An 18256-nucleotide genomic window follows, 5' to 3' on the forward strand; every position below is an offset into this window, starting at 1 on the left:
CTGAGATAGCGCGCCAAACGTCGATTGCTCGGCGGTCGCAATCGATGATTTACGCTCTTCGATTAAAAACGCGACATGCTTTTGCATGGTTTCATCTACCGACACCACACTAGATTCAATGAGATTAAAAATCAGTTGCAGTAACTTAACCCGTGTCTCTAGCTCTCCTTTCGGGCCAAAGAGTTTGACCTCAATAAAAGGCAGGTAAGACCGATAGCCCAGAGTATACCCCTCTGGTAATGCCACCTTATCGAGCATGTCAGACAACGCCGATTCGGACGTGCCAAACGTATAGAGTCGACTGCATTCGTACCCCTGCACTTGAGGGTGCTGCTGTTTTAAATCAGGCAAGATTTGCTCTTTGACCATGCGCTTAAATTCACTCGGCACACCCGGTGTAAAATAAAACACGCAGTCATTGATCACGACCTTAAACCCACACGCCGTGCCGATAGGATTGTCGAGTAAGACACTGCCTTTAGGTAACATCGCTTGCTTGCGGTTACTTTCGGGCATTGCCATATTGCGGGTAGCAAAAAAGGCCGTCAACTTATCAAGCCACTCGGGATACAGCACAAGCTCCACATCTGCAGCCAACGAAGCTGCGTGCGCGCTTAAATCATCGCTGGTTGGTCCGAGGCCGCCATTAACCACCACCACGTCATAGTTAAAGCTCAACATCAACAGCTCTTCCACTAGGGCACTTTCTTCATCACCAACGGTAGAACGTTTAGCTAATGAAAAGCCGTGCGTAAAGAACTGCTCAGACAGCCAAGCGGCATTGGTGTCGACGATATCTCCGTGGAGCACTTCTTCCCCAGTACTTAACATGGCAATTTTTAACATATGAATTCCTTTATTTGGTAGCGTCAGCGCGTGAAACTTATCTGTTTTGTTATCGCTCTATAGTGACAGACATTACTAATATCACCTAGTTTCTTATTTATGACATTTACTGGTTTGCATTCTCTCCTCTATAAGGGATAATTGTGAGCGCGATCAATATAACAACCCTTTGGAGTTCATGTGTTTAGAAAAAGCGTGGGTGCACTATTATTAACGGCGTCGTCTTATGCCGCAGCAGGAAGCCAACATGATATTCAGCCGATAGAGTTGAGTTATATCCCTGCCAAGCCCCATACCTTCTACGCGCACTCATACCAATACCAAAGCGGTGATCCTTTTACCTTAAGTCTGAGCGCAAATGAGCTTGAGCTCTCTGAGCCTCCTCGCCCACGCTATCTTACGGTGCAAAGTGAGAAAGACTGGGATTACTTGATGGGCCAAACCTACACCATTTTAGGCCTCAGTGTCGCCACTGTCGGCCTGATGACTCTACTGCCTGAGTCCATCACTAAGTGGGATGAAGAGAGTCGTGACCTGAGTAATTTGGGTAAGAAGTGGAAAGACAACGTCTCTGATGGTCCAGTTTGGGATCGTGACGAGCATTTTCTCAATTACATCATGCACCCCTATTTTGGGGGTGTCTACTACACTGCGGCGCGTCACGCTGGATTCAATGAGTTTGAGTCCTTCCTCTATTCCGCTACGATGTCAGCGTTTTTCTGGGAGTACGGCGTGGAAGCTTTTGCGGAAGTGCCCTCTTGGCAAGATCTGTTCATCACCCCATTCTTTGGCGCCGTAGTCGGTGAGATGATGTTTGAAGCAGAACAAAGTATCGTCGCCGATGGCGGTGAAGTGTTCGGCTCCCAAGGCATGGGTGACGTAACACTGTTTTTCTTGAACCCCGTTGGCCACATTCACGGTTGGGTGACTGACGCCTGGGGCGGCAGCGCAGAGTGGCAGTACGTGAGCAATCCGTGGTTTGGTAACCAAGAGGCCGCGACGTTTGCCCTCAATTCAGGCGCAACCTATGACCCCGTCTTTTACGGTTTTGAGCTTAAAGTGACGTTTTAAACCCAACGTCTCGTGTTTACGCTTCTTCATCGAGCGACGCCATGCGTCGCTTTTTTGTGTCAGAAGTACCAATATTCTCAATTTCAACAATGTATTAGCTTGAAAAATTGACCTAAGTCAAACCTCAACTTTACCGCGATCCTACACTGAAATGAGACGATATGTTTTCGTCCAAGAACGCAGGAGGCACTTATGACTCACACATTTATTGTCAATTTTGTTGGTAAAGCGACGCCAACCACAATCAAAAACCTCGCGGCCATTACCCATGAGAACGGCGGTAAATGGCTGATTAGCAAAGTGAACTTTATTGAGGATCAAGTCGCGGCCGTGATCAAAGTCGATGTCCCGGCGGAGAACGTAGACACCGTCAAAGCCGCATTCCAATCTTATGATGAGTTGTTGGTGCAAATTGTCGATTCAGACACTGCGGCTCATGCCTCGGATACCATTTATCAAATCCGTTTAGACGCTAACGATCGCAACGGCATCGTTAATGAGATCACTCACGTACTGGATGGTCAAGGTATTAATATTCTCGACATGGATTGCCAGCGCGTCTTTATTGCGGGCGGTGGTGGAGTGAGCTCGAGTTTGTTCACCGCCAACATGGCAATTCGATTACCACAGGAGATCAGCATTGACGATGTGGCCAACGAACTCGAATCGCTGAGTGAAGATACGCGCGTCATGGTCGAGTCCTAATTGGAATTTCACCGCCTCTACCAATAGAAAAGCCCCGTTTGGGGCTTTTTAGATCGAATGAGTTAGTGTCAGTGAAGTGGTTACTTGTAACCACCCTCAACGATAGGTGGCTCTAGGCCTAGCTTGACATAATTTCGCCAAATCGCCTGTTCAGGTAAGCTGATAAAGCCAAAGCGATTGAGCACCGATTGATGCTCTTGGCTCAGTGCCAACTCGATAAACTGCTTTTCTGACGGTGAAAAGTAATTTCGATGTGGTGGCAGGTCGAGATACAAGTAATAAACACTCGACAGCGGATAACGGCCCGACAAGATGGTTTCTTTATTCACATCGTAACGATCACCTCGGTCATCGACGACCGACAAGATATTCGCATCTTGCCAACGCTTAGAATAGGTCACATACGCCAGCGCTTGCTCGTTATCATCCAGCGCCTCTTCCAGCCCCTCTTCATCCGCGACAAACTGCGTCGCCGCATAGGTGCCCTCTTTGCACGTGACCCACTCATGGAAGGTATGATGGAGTTTTAAACCTTCATCCACCGCAAAAGGCAGCATCAGCGGCGTTTCTGCTTCTTCGCCCCACGTTGACCAGCGCGTAGGCAGAACATCGTCGTTACAACCAAAAACGTCACGGAGCTGTTGCAATGTCACCTCTTGGTTTGGGTTCTCTTCGTTGGCTAGTACGGCCACCACATCAGCGGTAAAGTAAAGCTCGGTCGGACGATACCCGGTGAGCTTTTCAAATTTGGCCACTTCTAAGTCCGTCCAGCGACGAGCGCTCACACCGACCCTCACTTCTCGGCTAAGCATAGCGGCAGGAATATTTTCTCGGCTAAGAATGTCCAACTGCTCAAACTTGCCATCCGTTAATGCACCGATAAGAGAGACCATATGACTGTCCACCGCCACTGAGGTGATCGAATCTTGCGCTGACGCGTTAGAGACCATACTGCAAGGCATAATACACAACGCAGTCGACATCAGTGGCAAAAGTTTACTGTTCATTTTTCACCTCTGCGTTGTTTTTGGGTGTTAATTGTTGCTCGGAGCTGAAAATCGTCCACGTTGGCTTTACGCTCATGACGTCGGTCATGACGACGGCAATGGCACGGCGTTTACGCGCATGCAGATACTGAGTCAATGCCGTCACTTGGGTGAACTCCTGCTCTGAAATACGGTTGGGGTCGATGCCTTGTCGCTCAAGCATCAAACGTATGGTGTAGGTGCGACGCTTAGCCAGAGCCTGGTTGTACGCCAAGCTCGCTTCAGGACTGGTATCACCGAGCAATATTACCGACGCATCGGGGTGCGCATCAAGCAGTTGCGTGAGTTGCTCAAGGGGCGCCTGATGTTCCGGCGTTTCTTGGTGCTTGTCCATGTCGAAGAAAAAACTGATCACGTTGGCTTTTACTTCAATTTGCCACTGCGTACAACCTTGTCTGTCGACAGCCACATTGTCCGGCGTCAATGCACACAAATCACGCTGATTGATCACGCCGTCGCGATCGTCATCGGTCAGATCATCAATTTGGTGACGCGTCGTCTCAATATTTGGCTCTTGCGCACAAGCGGTCAGCAGCACAAGCGAGAGGGGTAACCACTTCATCATTGTTTCTCCTCCCCTTGCCACTCTTCTGGATGTTCGACTCGAAGCGCATAAGTAAGAATACCCATCGCATTAAACAGTCGGTATGCGGCTAAGGTATGATCGTATTTGGCTGAGACATAATTTTTTCTCGCTAAGAACACTTCCACTTTGGCATCCAACACATCCAACAAACTGCGGCGACCCACGTTAAACTGCTGGATATAACCAAGCTCTGCAATTTTCACTGCATCCACGTTTTGTTGCAGTAACATCATCTGTTTCTCTAACATGTCGTAGGCGTTCCAAGCCAGTTGCGTGCCCTCTTCGACTTCACGCTCAGTGCGCAAGCGAATAGCGCGAGCCTCTTCTACGCGCCAAGCGGAAGACTCAACACTCGCATCGGTGGCAAAGCCATTGAAAATATCGTAATCCATCGTCAGCATGATGCGCGCATCTTCATCTGGTCCTTCAGCGTTGCTGACGTTGTCATTCTTGTTGGCATGTAACTCAAGCTTGATCTCTGGGTAATAACCGCCTTTTTCTCGGCGAACCTCTTTACGCGCGGCATCCAAATCCAATACCGCCGCCTTGATTTCGGGGTGATTGTCGATGGCCTGCGTTTTCGCTACCTCCGCACTGCTCGGCAGCAGCGCGTCATCAAACACAGGATCGACCAAGTCCGTTGGCATTTTGCCCACCAAGCGCAAATACTGAGTCTGGAGATCGACGAGATTGTTCTGCGAAGCGATAAGAGAGGATTGAGACGTGGCGACACGCGCTGAAATCTGCGCTAAATCGGAATTGCTGCTCAACCCTTTTTGCGTTTTGTCCAATACATTTTGGTAGATCTCTTGGTGCTCTCGGACATTGCGCTCTGCAAGCTCAAGTAAGGTTTGCGCTTTTAGCAGTTCCAAGTAAATACGCACAATGTCGAGTGATACGTTTTCTGCCCTTGAGATTAACGTTAGGCGCTCTGCTTCTGCCTCATACCCCAAACGAGCCACATTTGAACTGGTACTAAAACCATCAAACAGCAATTGAGAGATTTTTAGGCCAATTTCGGTGCGCGTTAAGCCTCTATCATCTGGATCAATGTATGAGCCACTGTTGTAACGCGTCTCCTCATAACCGGCTGCAGCATAAAGGTTGGCCTGTGGAAGCTGAAGTCCACTTGCGGCATCACCATCACGCACTACAGACTGATAGCGGGAATACTGAGCCAACAACTCTGGGCTGTAATCGATGGCAAACGCCACCGACTCTTCCAGAGAAATGGCGTGCGCTGAACTCGACAGCAACACGCCTAACAATAGCGATTTGGAACGCATTATCTATCCTTATGTTTATTATCGTTCTCGAAGAGCATTCTCTTTTGCTCTCAAAATAGGTTTTAGCCAATAACTCAGGACGGTTTTCTCCCCCGTCAAGATATCCACGGCCACCTGCATGCCGGGAATAATGGTAAATTGCGACACCTTTTCGTTGTCATCCAACGTGATGTGAGCACGGTAGTAGGCATTGCCCTCTTCCGTTTGCAGGGCGTCAGCACTGACATAGGTGACTTTGCCTGCTAATCCACCATAAATGACAAAATCGTAGGCACTGAATTTCACGGTCGCAGCAAGGCCGCTGCGCACAAAAGCAATGTCTTGCGGCGAGATCCTCGCTTCAACTATCAAGGTGCTGTTCTCAGGTATCAACTCCATGATCGGCTCGCCGGGTCTTACCACACCACCAATAGTGCGAACAAAGACTTCTTTGACTCGTCCATCAACTGGCGAGACAAGCTGCGTGCGATTAAGTTGATCCGCTATCGCCTGTTGACTCTCTTGCAGTTGAGCCAGTTTAGTGGCGACTTCATTCAGTTGTCCTTGCGCTTTAGCACGAAAATCGAGCGCCGTGCTTCGCCTATCGGCAATCGCTTCGGCGTAGGCGGCTTTTTGCTTTTGCGCCATCACTTGTGAGCTGGCGATGTCACCTTGTAACTTGACGTAATCGCGATTGAGCTTGAGCAGTTCGACTTCCGCAACCGCGCCACTGGCAACGACGTCACCTAACATGTCGCGCTCTTGAGTGACAATGGCCAGACTACTTTGCAACGTTTTGATGGCATTCAAGGTATCGTTGTAGGCCTGCGCTTGCTGCTCTATGCGCAGCGTCGACTCTTCAAGCTCTGCATTGAGCTGGCCGATGCGCTCCAAGTAGTTCGCGCGCTCATTAAATAGTGCATTATGGCTGCCCTCTTCTAACACAAAGGGCGCGGTGACCACGTTGACCTGCTCACGCCAGTCAACTTGCGAGCTTTGTACTTGAACACTCATCAATTCGGCTTCCAGACGCTGCTTTTGTGCCAGCAAAGATTGCGCTTGTTGAGCCGACTCTTGAAAGCTCGCTTTAAAACGCGTGTCGTCTAAAATCGCTATGGGCTGACCAAGCTCAACGCGCTCACCTTGAGTGACGAGCACTTGTTTTACCAAGCCCCCTTCTAGGCTTTGTATCGTCTGGACAGAAAGGCTCGGTACCACTTTTCCTTCGCCCACCACCACCTCTTCCAGTTTGGCCCACGTTGCCCACACGATGATGGCAACAATGAGCGCACCACTTAACCAAATCAAGCGACGTGAGCGATAGGCTAGATGCGCGTTGTTCCACGCGGTGCTACTCATGCTTGCCTCCTTTGACCACTGAGACAGAGCGAACACGCTTTTTGTTGGTCTCTTTACGCGCATGCAAGATCTCTGCGGGTGAGCCATCTGCAACGATCTGCCCCTGATGAACCACCAAAATACGGTCGCACAAGGAGAGGAAGGAGTGTTTGTGCGAGCTAATGAACATCGTTTTGTCACGCGGCAACGACTGCAAACTATGGAATAAACGCGCTTCTGCGTCGCTATCTAAGGAAGCGGTCGGTTCATCTAGAATCAATAAACTTGAGTTGCGATAAAAAGCACGCGCCAACGCCACCGCTTGACGTTGACCGCCGGATAAAAAACGTCCGCCTTCACCCACTTGGGTCTCCAACCCGTTACTCATACGATCGAGATAGGCACCCAATCCCGAAAGCTGTATCGCCTGCGCTAACTTTTTCTGATCGACCTCGTTCGCGCCCAAGGTGATATTGTCTATCACTGTGCCATAGAGCAGTTGTGGGTTTTGTCCCACCCAGCCGGTGTGATGACGAATGGTGGCACTCGGCCAAAGTTGGCTATCAATCTCATCATAAAAAACGCGTCCTTGGGTTGGATTTGCCTGCTTGGCGATAATGGCAAGTAACGTAGACTTTCCCGCACCCGCAGCGCCAATAATCCCAACACGCTCACCGGCGGGAATAGCAATACTTACGCTCTCTAAACTAGGTGTAGGAGTTTGAGGGTATTGGTAACTCACCTTGTCTAAACGCACGCCGCCTTGGAACTGGCCTTGGGACAATTTACTGCTTTCTTGATCCTCTTGAGGCAACTCGATGATAGCGTTAAGCCCTTCGATAGCGGTCTTGGTTTGCTGATAACGCAGCATGAGAAGAGAGAGTTGATTGATGCTGCCCGCCGCTCGACCGCTAAGCATCACAATTGCAATCAACCCGCCCATACTGAGCAAGCCCTCAGAAATCTGATAGACACCAAACACGATTAGACAAATGGTGACGATTTGCTGACTCGATTGAATTGAGTGCGCCACTAAGTTGGAATAATGACGAGAACGATTTTGCCAGTCGGACAAGGAAGCGACCGTCTGCTCCCAGCGTTTTTGTATCGTCCCTTGTGCGTTATTCTGTTTGATTTCAGGCAACGAACTTAAGCAATCAAACAGTTGGGCTTGACGCTGGCTCGACAGCGCTGCCGTCTCCTGTTGGGTTTGTTCTATCTTGCCTTTCATCGCGACCGACAATCCGATCAGCACCAGCATCACAGTGACAGGAATCAACATCATCGCGCCACCTAGCCAGCCGATAAGGAGCAAAAACAGCAGGGTAAAAGGCAGATCAATCAAGGTAACTAGCGATATGGAGGTAAAGAAGTCACGGACACTATCAAAATCTTGAAGTTGGCGAGAAAACGCCCCGATCGATTGCGGACGGTTTTCTAGCTTCATCCCCAATACTTTACCAAGCAAGATGGCAGACAGCTTATTATCCAGATAACGCCCAGCGACATCCGTCACTGAGCTTCGCGCCTCGCGCAGCAACCAGTCGAAAACAATCACGACACAGACCCCAACCACCAGCACCCACAAGGTACTAAAGGCTTGATTGGGCACCACTCGATCATACACATTCATCGTGAACAGCGGGACAACCAGAGCCAGCACGTTGATAAGTAAAGACGCTACGAGCAGATCTCGATACCAAGGCTTCACCTCTTTGACCACGTTCCATAGCCAATGCCCTTGGGAACGAGGCTGCGAGTTTTCGACTCTCTCGTCATAGTGTGCTTGAACGTCAATGCGCCACAGGTTAGGCTCTGAGCACCGCTTGATCTCTTCGGCGCTCATGGTCTTCTCGCCCTCTGCCGACCACAGCTGATAGCCTTGCTCATCGTGCTTGGTGACGATATAGGGTTGATTACTGTGTTTATCCACCAGCAAGAGGGGTAAGGATTGTGGAGTGATCTCTGACAGTGGCAACGGCGTCTCGTATAGCTGTGCCCGTTCCAACGCACGGAAAAAGAGCTGATGATCCATCCTACCGTGTTCAGACAGCGGCAACCCCATCAGCAACAAATCCTTGTGGCAACGTTTATCAAAGTGGTTTACCCACCACTCAAGGGCTGCATACCAAGGGTCTAACGCCCCGTTTTGTTCCATAGCCTTCTTTCCCATCCTTTACTGCACGATGAGGTTTTGATCATCAATCATTTTTTGCAGAATCTCGGCTTCCCCGTTCACACTCGGCGCGAAGTCATTAAGGCTCACACCCGAAATACGCACGGATTGCTGAACTGTGCTGCCATCTGGTGTCACCTCAATCAAGACATCCCCGCCGTCATCTCGAATATCAAGTTGTTGCGCCGCACTATCGCCGTCGGTCACGCCAGTTAAAATCGCACTTAAGTCGATGGCATCGCTATCGGCGCTGTATTCAAAATCCGTAATCGTATCGGTGCCGCTACTTTGACCAATCACAAATCGGTCATTAACGCCATCAGTACCCGTCAACGTGGTTGAGACAACGCTTGGGTCTTGCAAACTGATGTCAATAACTTGCGCGACACCGCTTGCTGAATCGGAACCTATGCTGGCCACCGGCTCAATCGACAACTGAAAATCGCTGGCTCCATCGTAACCGCCAACAATCGATAAATCAGCGATGTCCTCCATCGCAACGGTGTACTTACCGTTTTGACTAGTACCCGCGCTTAACACTAGGCCACTCGGCAAGCCTGAGATGATCACGCTGCCCGTTTCATTGTCGGCTGGATTGATAAGTTCAAGACTCAGCCCCAATGGGATGATGCCATCGGCATCGGCGACAATGGTGTCATAATCCACAGTCAGATTGGGCGCATCAGGCTCCGGCGTAATGGTTAATGTTAAACTCTCCTCGGTCGCCTCGCCCAGATCATCGGCAAGCTCACCCAACACGATCGCTTGATCATAGCTCGACACAGAAATCGTCACGTCGAACTCTCCAAAAGCATCACCCGGGAAGAAAGTGACGTTGTTAATTTCGCTCGCTTTAACCTGTACAGTCGCGATCGCTCGGCCATCGCCTGTCGACAAAAACACCGAGGTTTGCAATCCCACTTTTATCCGATCTAAGCCCGTAAACGCACTAGCGTCAGAAGTCGGTTCAATAATAAAACTGAGTAGTAGGTACTCGTCACTGTTGGTCTCAAAACTCGAGGCGTTGAGTGTAATCTCCACACCGGTGTTTTCCTCACTCGTCAAGCTATCAGCAAGGTCGACCAACTCTACACGGTCACCTACCGGCAATACACCGACAATGAATTCAGAACTCGTGAAATTAACATCACTGTTTTCAAGCTCTTGGGTTATCGCTTCCAAGGAGAGAGGCATATCACCACTGAAGTCACGTGGCGGAAGAATGTACACATCGCTCAAGCGAGCACTGTCTAACTGCCACTCATAGGTGTTGCTGCCGTTAAAAGTGCCGCCATCAGGACCATTGTTTGGTGCAAGCTCGTAACTGTCTCCCACTTTGTAAACCACAACAGCACCATCAGGGACACCTTTTAAACTCAAAGAGAGGCTTTCTGATCCGTCTTGATCGATCAGCGCCGCACTCATGGAGCCGAGAGAAATATAGCTGTCTTCGTCACCAGTTACGTTCTCTGTCACAAGATTCGCTTCATCAGCGACAGCTTCAACATTGACGGTGACTGTGGTGGATTTATCTTGTGTGTCAGTTTCGGCGATGTCACTCGCTTCATCGGTGATATTGGCAGTGAAGGTCATCACGACGTCTCCACTGTAATGCGCTGGCGGCACCAACTCGACTTCATTTAATCGAGCAGGCTGCAAAATAGTCCACGTTCCATCGCCGTTGTCTTGCAACACATCCTCAGGGCCAGATAGCGTCGCACCGGCAGTCAAAGTCACGGTTAAGCTATTGACTGTCTCTTTACCCGTTGCTTCGGTGCCCTCGCCAGTGATCATCTGGCTGTCTTCAATGCTATCGCCAAGAATGAGCGATAGGTTGAGGTCACTGACCGCATCCTCTTGAATCGTGTAAGTATCAGCCGTGACCGCAATGTCATCGACCACGGGCGTAATCTTGATAGTAATGGTTTGGTCAGTGGTCACCGAGGTGCCATTACAGGCTGAGGTTTCTATGGTTTGAACGGTAAAAGTAAGGATGCCCGCATAGTCTTCATCGATACCAGTCAAGACCAAACTGTCCAGCGCCGAAGCAGTAATGGAATAGCCAATCACGTTCCCCAAACGATCATACTCGACAGTGACACCACTGCCCTGAATCTCAACGCCTTCGGGCAGTGAATCGGCCGGCACAAAGAACGAGATGACGTTGTCTGGATCGCTAGCAACATCACTATTGAGTAGCCCAGAGAGGTCGATGTTGTCGCCTTCCGGTTGCGTAATATCGCCTGACTGAATATCACCGGGCGTTCCGACTGGATCGCATGTTCCGCTGCCATCATGACCGGTGATCTGCAGTTCAAAACTGGTATCGATAAAGCGGTCATCGCTGCCGTCAAGCACGCGCGCGCGAACCACGATATCCAACACTGGGGTGTTTTGTGCGCTGGAGATAGTCGCACCATTTAGAATTTGTGTCACGCTCTCCTGGAAGCTGTCACTGGTCAAACCCGCTGCTGGAATCAGCCAATTACCATCACCGTCTTGGCTAGCACCATTAGGATGCGTCACAATCAAGGTGTACCCATCCGGAACGACGAGCAAAATGTAATCGAGGTATTCTGAGCCATCGAGATCTTCGTCAATGAAAATGACCGCATCCGATATATCCACCGCGGAGCCATCATCACTGCTGTACAATTTGCCGGAGCTTTCAAGACGCGTATCCAGCTCGACTTTTGCACTCACATTGACACTCAGCGAACCGTCAAGCCAGCGAACATCGGTCGCGCCTTCGCTAGAGGTATCTGTCACTTGGTATTGAATGCCCACACTGAACACGCCACTTAAGTCTTCGCTCGCCAGCACGCTCAAACGGCCACTGGCTAATAAACTATCGAGGGTGGGCGTGTCGCCATCCAATCTCAAATCGAGGCCGCTTCCAATCTCAATGGGCTTCCCATCAAAGTAGAGGGTAAGGTCGTTATCTAGTGACGTAATAACGTAACCGGTTAAGGTCTCACTGCCATCCTGATCGGCATTGATGGACGGCTGAAGCGATAGTGAAATCAATCGGTCTTCGACCCCTTGGGTCGAAATCACTTGGCCATCGGCTTGATCCACCTGAGGCAACACCTCAATCTCGACGGTCATTGGGAACTCGCCGGCATCACCGTCAGGCTCGGTCGACACCGCGATCACCGACAAGGTGAGCTGGCCACTGAAATCTTTAACTGGTTTGAGATAGAGCGACGCTAAGTCGTCATTACTGACCTGATATACAGGACCTGTGGTGTCATCGATATACGCGATGGTTAACGCAACAGGGTTTCCAGAAGCATCAACTAACTGGGTACCTTCTGGAATATCGGTGAGTAGAATATTGATCGCTTCTGAGACATCGTCGTCACTGGTTTGGACAACAAAATCGAGTGCGATTAGCGCATCTTCCAACATGTCCGCTTGATTGCTGATCACCTTGTTCTCAGCGTCATACTGCCAATGCCCTTGGCCGCCATCGATGACCGTCGGCTCATCCACCACGCCTTTGAGGTAAATTTGAATCGTTTCAGTGTTGCTTGACGCTTCAGAGTTCTCTGGAATCAAGCCATCTTGGGTAGATTCTGTCGCCACAGCGGTCACATTGATAAAGAGTGATTCCGTGTAGGAACTGATGTCTTCTTTAGGCACCAACGTCACTAAACCACCCGCAAGATCCGCCGCAAACACCGTGTACTGGTTGTTACCGATATCGCTGCCGCCTTCAATAGTCCAGCCGTCTTGTACTTGAATGTTGAGGCGTAAGCTTTCTGAGCCATCGGTATCGGTGAGGCCAGCGAAGATGTAATCTTGAAGATTGATCCCCTCATCTTCCAACCCTTTGATGTCTTTTACTTCAAGGGTCGGCGTATCGGCATCCGGTCTCACGTTGACCACCACCTGTGAGGTGGTTTCAGCGGTTTTATCATCGCTATTAGCAAAGCTATTCCCCGCTTCAATCGCAACCGCCTTGATATCGAACGTGAAACTCCCCGCGACATTCGGGTCCGCTTCGATTTTCATCTGATCGAGTTGAGATTGAGTGTACTGTTTACCTTCACTGATGGGCGAGCCATTAAGAGTAACGGTGATCCCGTCGGGAATATTTGAGATCTCATATTTAAGCGATTCAGAGCCGTCAAGGTCGACAAGGTTGGCCGTGATATCCAGTGACAGCGCCTCGTCGGCATCTTCAACCGTGCTGTAAGTAAACTGGGACTGGCCCCAGTCAGGGGTATCAGCAATCGGTAACACCGAGACCTCTAGCGTTTCCGTTAGATCTCGAGGCCCCGTATCCGTGCTGATCACCGCAGAGACATCAAGAGAAATCAACTGTGTAGTATCTGACTGATTTTCCGCAGGAAGATACGTCAACGTACCATTGGGTACCACTAAACTTGGATTCGAGCTATCGAGTTGGCTGCCAGAGAGGGTAATCAATCCGTCAACGGCAACAAGCAGCACACCATTGAGATAGAGTGAACCACCTTTAAGCGAACTTTCGCTGATGGCGATTTGCGTCACCTGCTCTTCTTGGTCGACATCCCCTGTGGAGACTTCAATCGCCAGCGTAGCGAGATTGTCTTCGGTCGTTTGCGTATCAGCAACACGAATAAAGCCTTCGTTGTCCCCCAGTACAAAGCTAATCATACTGGTGGCTTCATCGCCATCAAAGTCCCGCACTACCATTTGCAGGGAGTCCTTCAATGCTGGGTCTGCATCTACGCTCTTGTTGGTCACCAAGGTGTAACTACCGTCTCGATTGATCGTTAGCGTGCCGTAGGGGTCTGATGGGGTGTTGTCGTTATAGAGATCGATGGTATGTGATGGATTGGCATCACTAAAGACATACTGATCATAGCTACCATTGCCGTCGACATCATAACCGATACTGGCCAACTGACCGCCATCGGCGCCAACACGGCCAAATGCGGTGATCATGTTGCCTGATTGACTGTCCCCTTCGACCAAATTGAGCGTCGAATCCACCGTGATCGGCACATCGTCTTTGACATTGACGGTGTAGTCTACGGCACTAGAGACATCGCCATCCGCATCGGTCGCCGTCAAAGAAAAGTTAAGTTCGAGGTTATTTTCACCTAAACCCGATTCGTGATCCAATGGGCGGTACAATTCAAATTCAACGCTGCCATCCAGGTTGAAACGGATACGAAACGCTTCGTCGCCATCAGCCATCGCATAGTACCAACCATTGATGTCGACCTCAGCCAATGTCAGTGCGACGCCGCCACTGGTATAGCCTTGTGCATCAAACGCGGTACGATCTAAACTCAAGGAAACGATATCATCCGAACCTTCAATCAAATTGATCGAAGGCGTTGACGTTTCAATACCGCTGTCTTGCTGAGCTGAGGTCAACCCCTCTTCATCGACATCCATCGACCCAATCACTTCAATTTGAGGATCCGCGCCATCAAAAATGGTGATGCTCGATTCAACGGTATTTTCCGTCCCATCTGAATCCACCGTGTAGACCGGTACGGGGATGGTTAAGCTTAAATCATTGCCTGCAAGGTTGTGATCAATTTGCTGATACAGCTCAAGACGTACATCAATCGTTGTTGTGTCACCTGCCGCCAGTACAAAGTCGCTAGGCAGAAAAACGCTTAAAACGGTTTGACCATTGGCGAGAATGGCATCGTAACTCCCATCGCCATTGTCTCGCCATGTGATCGCTTGACCGTTTTGGGTGATGGGAACGCCATTCGAGTCCAACACGGCATCACCCGTTGCAACGCCCAAGCCCAAATAAACCAACGGGTCAAACGCTGCACTGACATCAAATGAAACGTCGGCGGTCGCTTTCGCTGTCACGCCTGTTGCTCTTGGCGTTTCAGACAAATCGACGTTCCCAGAACCAATGCTCGGCACGCCACCATCGCTGACGGTAATATCCAAGGTCAATTTCGACTCATCGCCATCGTTGTCTTTGGCGGTGACCACGATCGGCAACGTGCTATCACCATCCAGTTGGTCGAGCGCTTGATAGAGAGTGACGGTATAGGGAACGGTTGCATCCGCGTCATTGTCAGGCTGAGCAAAGGTGACGGTAAACACCAGTTCATCGGGCAACAGACGAGTGTTCAGATCTTCTGTATAGCCAGAGAGCGAGCCGTCGTCATTCAAAACAAAGACAATATCGCGCCCGCCACTGCTTAACATTGGTTGGTCGGCCAAATCAAAAAACAGACTATCGAGGTAATCACTGCCGATCGTGAGAGAAAAACTACCATTTGCACTTAACGGTGCTGAGCCAAGATCGCTTTCATTGAGCGTCACGCTGGTGGCATTGGCCAACTCAGGATCCGCACCGTCGTGAATCACCCATTCAAATGCACCGGATGACAATGGCGTGCCATCCAAATCGCTACCGGCAATCAAAAAAGGAATAGTGACAGCATCACTTTTTAAGGTGTGACTGATGGGCTGCGACTGATTAAGGGTGACCGTTGCCGTCACATCATCGCCATTGGCGACTGCGCTCAATGTTAAAGTAAAGATGGTTTCGCCAGCCGAACTGGCAGTAATAAGGGTACCATCGCCACTTAAAGTATAAGTGATATCGGCTAAATCTAAGGTCGACTGCAAACCCAAAGCGTCGAGCAAAGCGAGCGTGCCATTGGCAAACACAAGGGAGGACGGATCGGGATTATCCGAGCCAGCCAATACTTCAAACGTTGCGTTAAGAGGAGCGGAAACATCGCTTAGGTCGGATTCTGTGCTACTTGCCACACCGTTTTGAATATCACCCGCGCCACCATCGTTGATGGTGATCGTAGCGGTTGTGGTGCCAAAGTCATTGCTCTCATCCCCCGCCTTGTAGTTAATAGAAACCAAGTGCTCTGCGTTGTGATCTAAGTTTCGCGATGCGGTGAACGTCCAGTGACCATTGGCAAATACCGTCAATACGCCATCACTAGTGGTAAAACTGACTGGCTGATTGCCGGTGATGGCTTTCGTGTCACCACCGACTTCTACTTCTCGAATCAGAAGTTGCGTATCCAAATCAATATCATTGTTGAGCAAGTTGCCTGATGACGTTGTCCCTTCTGTCATGGTGTAACTTTCGCCAAACACTAGCGGATCGGAGTCTTTAATCGTAATGGGTAAATGGGCAATGACGGTTTCGGTTGTCCCATCGGCGTCCGTCTGTATCCCTTCAAGCAACAGAGCCGTTTGCAGTGAATCTAACCCTTCGCCTTGATCTATCGCTTTGTAAAAGGTGACGCGAACTTCATCGCCGACGATTTGTGCTCTGAACACCAATTCATCAGTGTTATTCACCCCTTCAAGACTTTGCCCATCGCCAGCGACTGTCACCGTGATACTGCTGTTTTGCGAGGTGACACTATCGGTCAGAAAGCTTTGATCGGAATAAAAACGAAAATCGGCGAAATCAACATTAATACTGGCATCTTTTGCTTCGCTGCCAAATATGCCCACCACGGTTTCAGAAAATGAGAGCGAGTCAGGCAGGACGATCGTCGGCATATCGTCGACAGCTTGGTTGCCAATGGCGTTATAAACAGACGCATCAATGGTCCACGTTTGGCTGAGGTCAAGCGACGAGATATCGATATCTTCAACGCTCCATGCATCGCCCGTTACGGCGCCCTGAAAGGTTAACGTCTGCGTACCGTCTGAAACGGTAATGGTGACCAACAATCCATCGTCAACCCCCGTGGTTGTGCCTTGCATCGTAGTCAAATTGCCTTGGCGAAAATCTAAAATGCTAAAGCCCGACAGGGTGTCGATATCAATGGTAGGGACAGTGGTATCGACAATGGTACTCGTATCGGTCGTGGTAGCAGGGTTTCCTGCAATATCTTGCGTACTGGCCGTGACCTCTAAAGTGCCGTCGACAAAATCACCAATATCGACATCCTCTACCTGCCACTGACCGTTCACCACCACAGTGTCAAATTCAAGGGTTGTACTGCCATCGGTGATCACGACATGAACAGGCTGACCATTTTCGACATTGGCCACGGCGCCGGAGAACGTCACGCTCTCTTTTTCATTAATATTGATGACGTTGTCACCACCATCTTCGACATCTGCCGTAATTGACGCCAACGTATCTTTGGTGATGGTGTCTTGCGCGATTGCAGGGTTACCCGCCACATCGATGGTTTGTGCGATAACGGTTAAGGTGCCCTCGGCGAGTGCGCTGAGGTCGAGGTTATCCATCGCCCAAGTTCCGCCGGAAACGACAGAGCTCAGTGTTAACGTTGTTCCCACACTGTCAATGATTCGCACTGTGATGGGCTGACCATCTTGGACGAACTCGACACGCCCGATTAAGGCGCCGTTACTCACTTCGAACTGGTTGTAGTATTCGTCACCCTCACCATCAAAGTCGACATCAATGGTGGCAAGGGTATCTTTGATTGTGTTGTCTTGGGCGCTGACGCTATTGCCAAAGTTGTCTGCGACCACGGCGTTGACCAACAGGGGTCCCTCGGCGAGAGAGGTCAAATCCACTCCGCTTACCGAGTAGATTTCATCGTTCGTCACTGCAGTGGTTGATACACTCTTACCATTGATATCGGTAATGGTGATGTTGACGGTGCGACCGTCACGAATATTCGGCGCCGTTCCTTGGATCACCACACCTGGCGATTCAAATCGGTTTTCGTAGCCGTCTCCGCCATCGAGGATATCCACGCTCAGTTGAGCGTTTTGATTAAGGAGATCAAGCACTTCTGGCTCAGGCTGGGCATCATCGTTAGCGAAAGGGTCGTTAGGACGGGTGTCAAAGCCCGCTTTAGCGATGGTTTCTTGCAGGGTTGCTTGAACAAAGTTAATCAAAGAAGCGCTTTGACTCTCTTGCGAATTCGCGCCTGAGTACGCCTCTCCGCTTCGGTTGTTGAGCGTGTATTGAGTCAGCTCTTCTACCACTTGGTCTAGCTGCGCTTCAATGGCCTCTTCTTGCTCTGGCGTCAGGACAAGATTGTCACCCTCGACATCTTGAGTAATCACCAGCACATCGGGCTCTTTGCTGGTGTCGAAAGGGATTTGTTGCCAGCTACCATCTGGCATGATCTGCCAAAGGACGCCGCCAACTTCAATATACATAATAGGGCGCATCTGCTCTCCTAGCCTTTAACTCACCTGACAACCGAATCAAAAACAACCCAGCAACAAATTTTTTATAGGTATATTTAATAATGTGCACATCCAGTACACACAGTTAACGTCTAATAGT

Annotated in this window: 9 protein-coding genes; 2 read left to right on the top strand and 7 right to left on the bottom strand. The window is 50.0% G+C overall.

What is annotated here, in order from left to right; all coding sequences use genetic code 11:
• On the bottom strand, positions 1-846 hold an 846-nt coding region (locus AC6R0L_RS02875; RefSeq protein ID WP_500628158.1), incomplete at its 3' end, for a CinA family nicotinamide mononucleotide deamidase-related protein.
• Positions 847-1026: 180 nt separating this feature from the next.
• Here AC6R0L_RS02875 and AC6R0L_RS02880 point away from each other — a divergent pair.
• Positions 1027-1917, top strand: coding sequence for a DUF3943 domain-containing protein (locus tag AC6R0L_RS02880; RefSeq protein WP_500628159.1), 891 nt, complete (start codon positions 1027-1029; stop codon positions 1915-1917).
• A 192-nt stretch (positions 1918-2109) separates the two neighbouring features.
• Positions 2110-2622: a glycine cleavage system transcriptional repressor gene (locus AC6R0L_RS02885; protein ID WP_500628160.1), complete on the top strand. Its 513-nt coding sequence runs from the start codon at positions 2110-2112 to the stop codon at positions 2620-2622.
• A gap of 80 nt (positions 2623-2702) precedes the next feature.
• On the opposite strand, the gene AC6R0L_RS02890 is transcribed toward AC6R0L_RS02885, so the two are convergent.
• Genes AC6R0L_RS02890 through AC6R0L_RS02915 form a run of 6 tightly spaced genes read right to left on the bottom strand, consistent with a single transcriptional unit; the run spans position 2703 to position 18138 of the window.
• Positions 2703-3629 (bottom strand): PstS family phosphate ABC transporter substrate-binding protein, encoded by a 927-nt coding sequence (locus AC6R0L_RS02890; protein ID WP_500628161.1) that lies wholly within the window; start codon positions 3627-3629, stop codon positions 2703-2705.
• Positions 3619-4233, bottom strand: a complete 615-nt coding sequence (locus AC6R0L_RS02895; RefSeq protein WP_500628162.1) for an OmpA family protein — start codon at positions 4231-4233, stop codon at positions 3619-3621. The genes AC6R0L_RS02890 and AC6R0L_RS02895 overlap by 11 nt, the downstream gene beginning before the upstream one ends.
• Positions 4230-5540 carry a TolC family outer membrane protein gene (locus AC6R0L_RS02900; RefSeq protein ID WP_487903135.1) on the bottom strand — a complete coding sequence of 437 codons (1311 nt, stop codon included), beginning with the start codon at positions 5538-5540 and terminating at the stop codon, positions 4230-4232. The genes AC6R0L_RS02895 and AC6R0L_RS02900 overlap by 4 nt, the downstream gene beginning before the upstream one ends.
• Before the next feature lie 18 nt (positions 5541-5558).
• Positions 5559-6878, bottom strand: coding sequence for an HlyD family type I secretion periplasmic adaptor subunit (locus tag AC6R0L_RS02905; protein ID WP_500628163.1), 1320 nt, complete (start codon positions 6876-6878; stop codon positions 5559-5561).
• Entirely contained in the window at positions 6871-9015 is a 2145-nt protein-coding gene (locus AC6R0L_RS02910) for a type I secretion system permease/ATPase (RefSeq protein ID WP_500628164.1), read from the bottom strand. The genes AC6R0L_RS02905 and AC6R0L_RS02910 overlap by 8 nt, the downstream gene beginning before the upstream one ends.
• Positions 9016-9033: 18 nt before the next feature.
• Positions 9034-18138: a T1SS-143 repeat domain-containing protein gene (locus AC6R0L_RS02915; protein ID WP_500628165.1), complete on the bottom strand. Its 9105-nt coding sequence runs from the start codon at positions 18136-18138 to the stop codon at positions 9034-9036.
• Positions 18139-18256 lie beyond the last annotated feature (118 nt).

The organism is Vibrio sp. R15-SG3-ISO1A, from assembly GCF_059833955.1.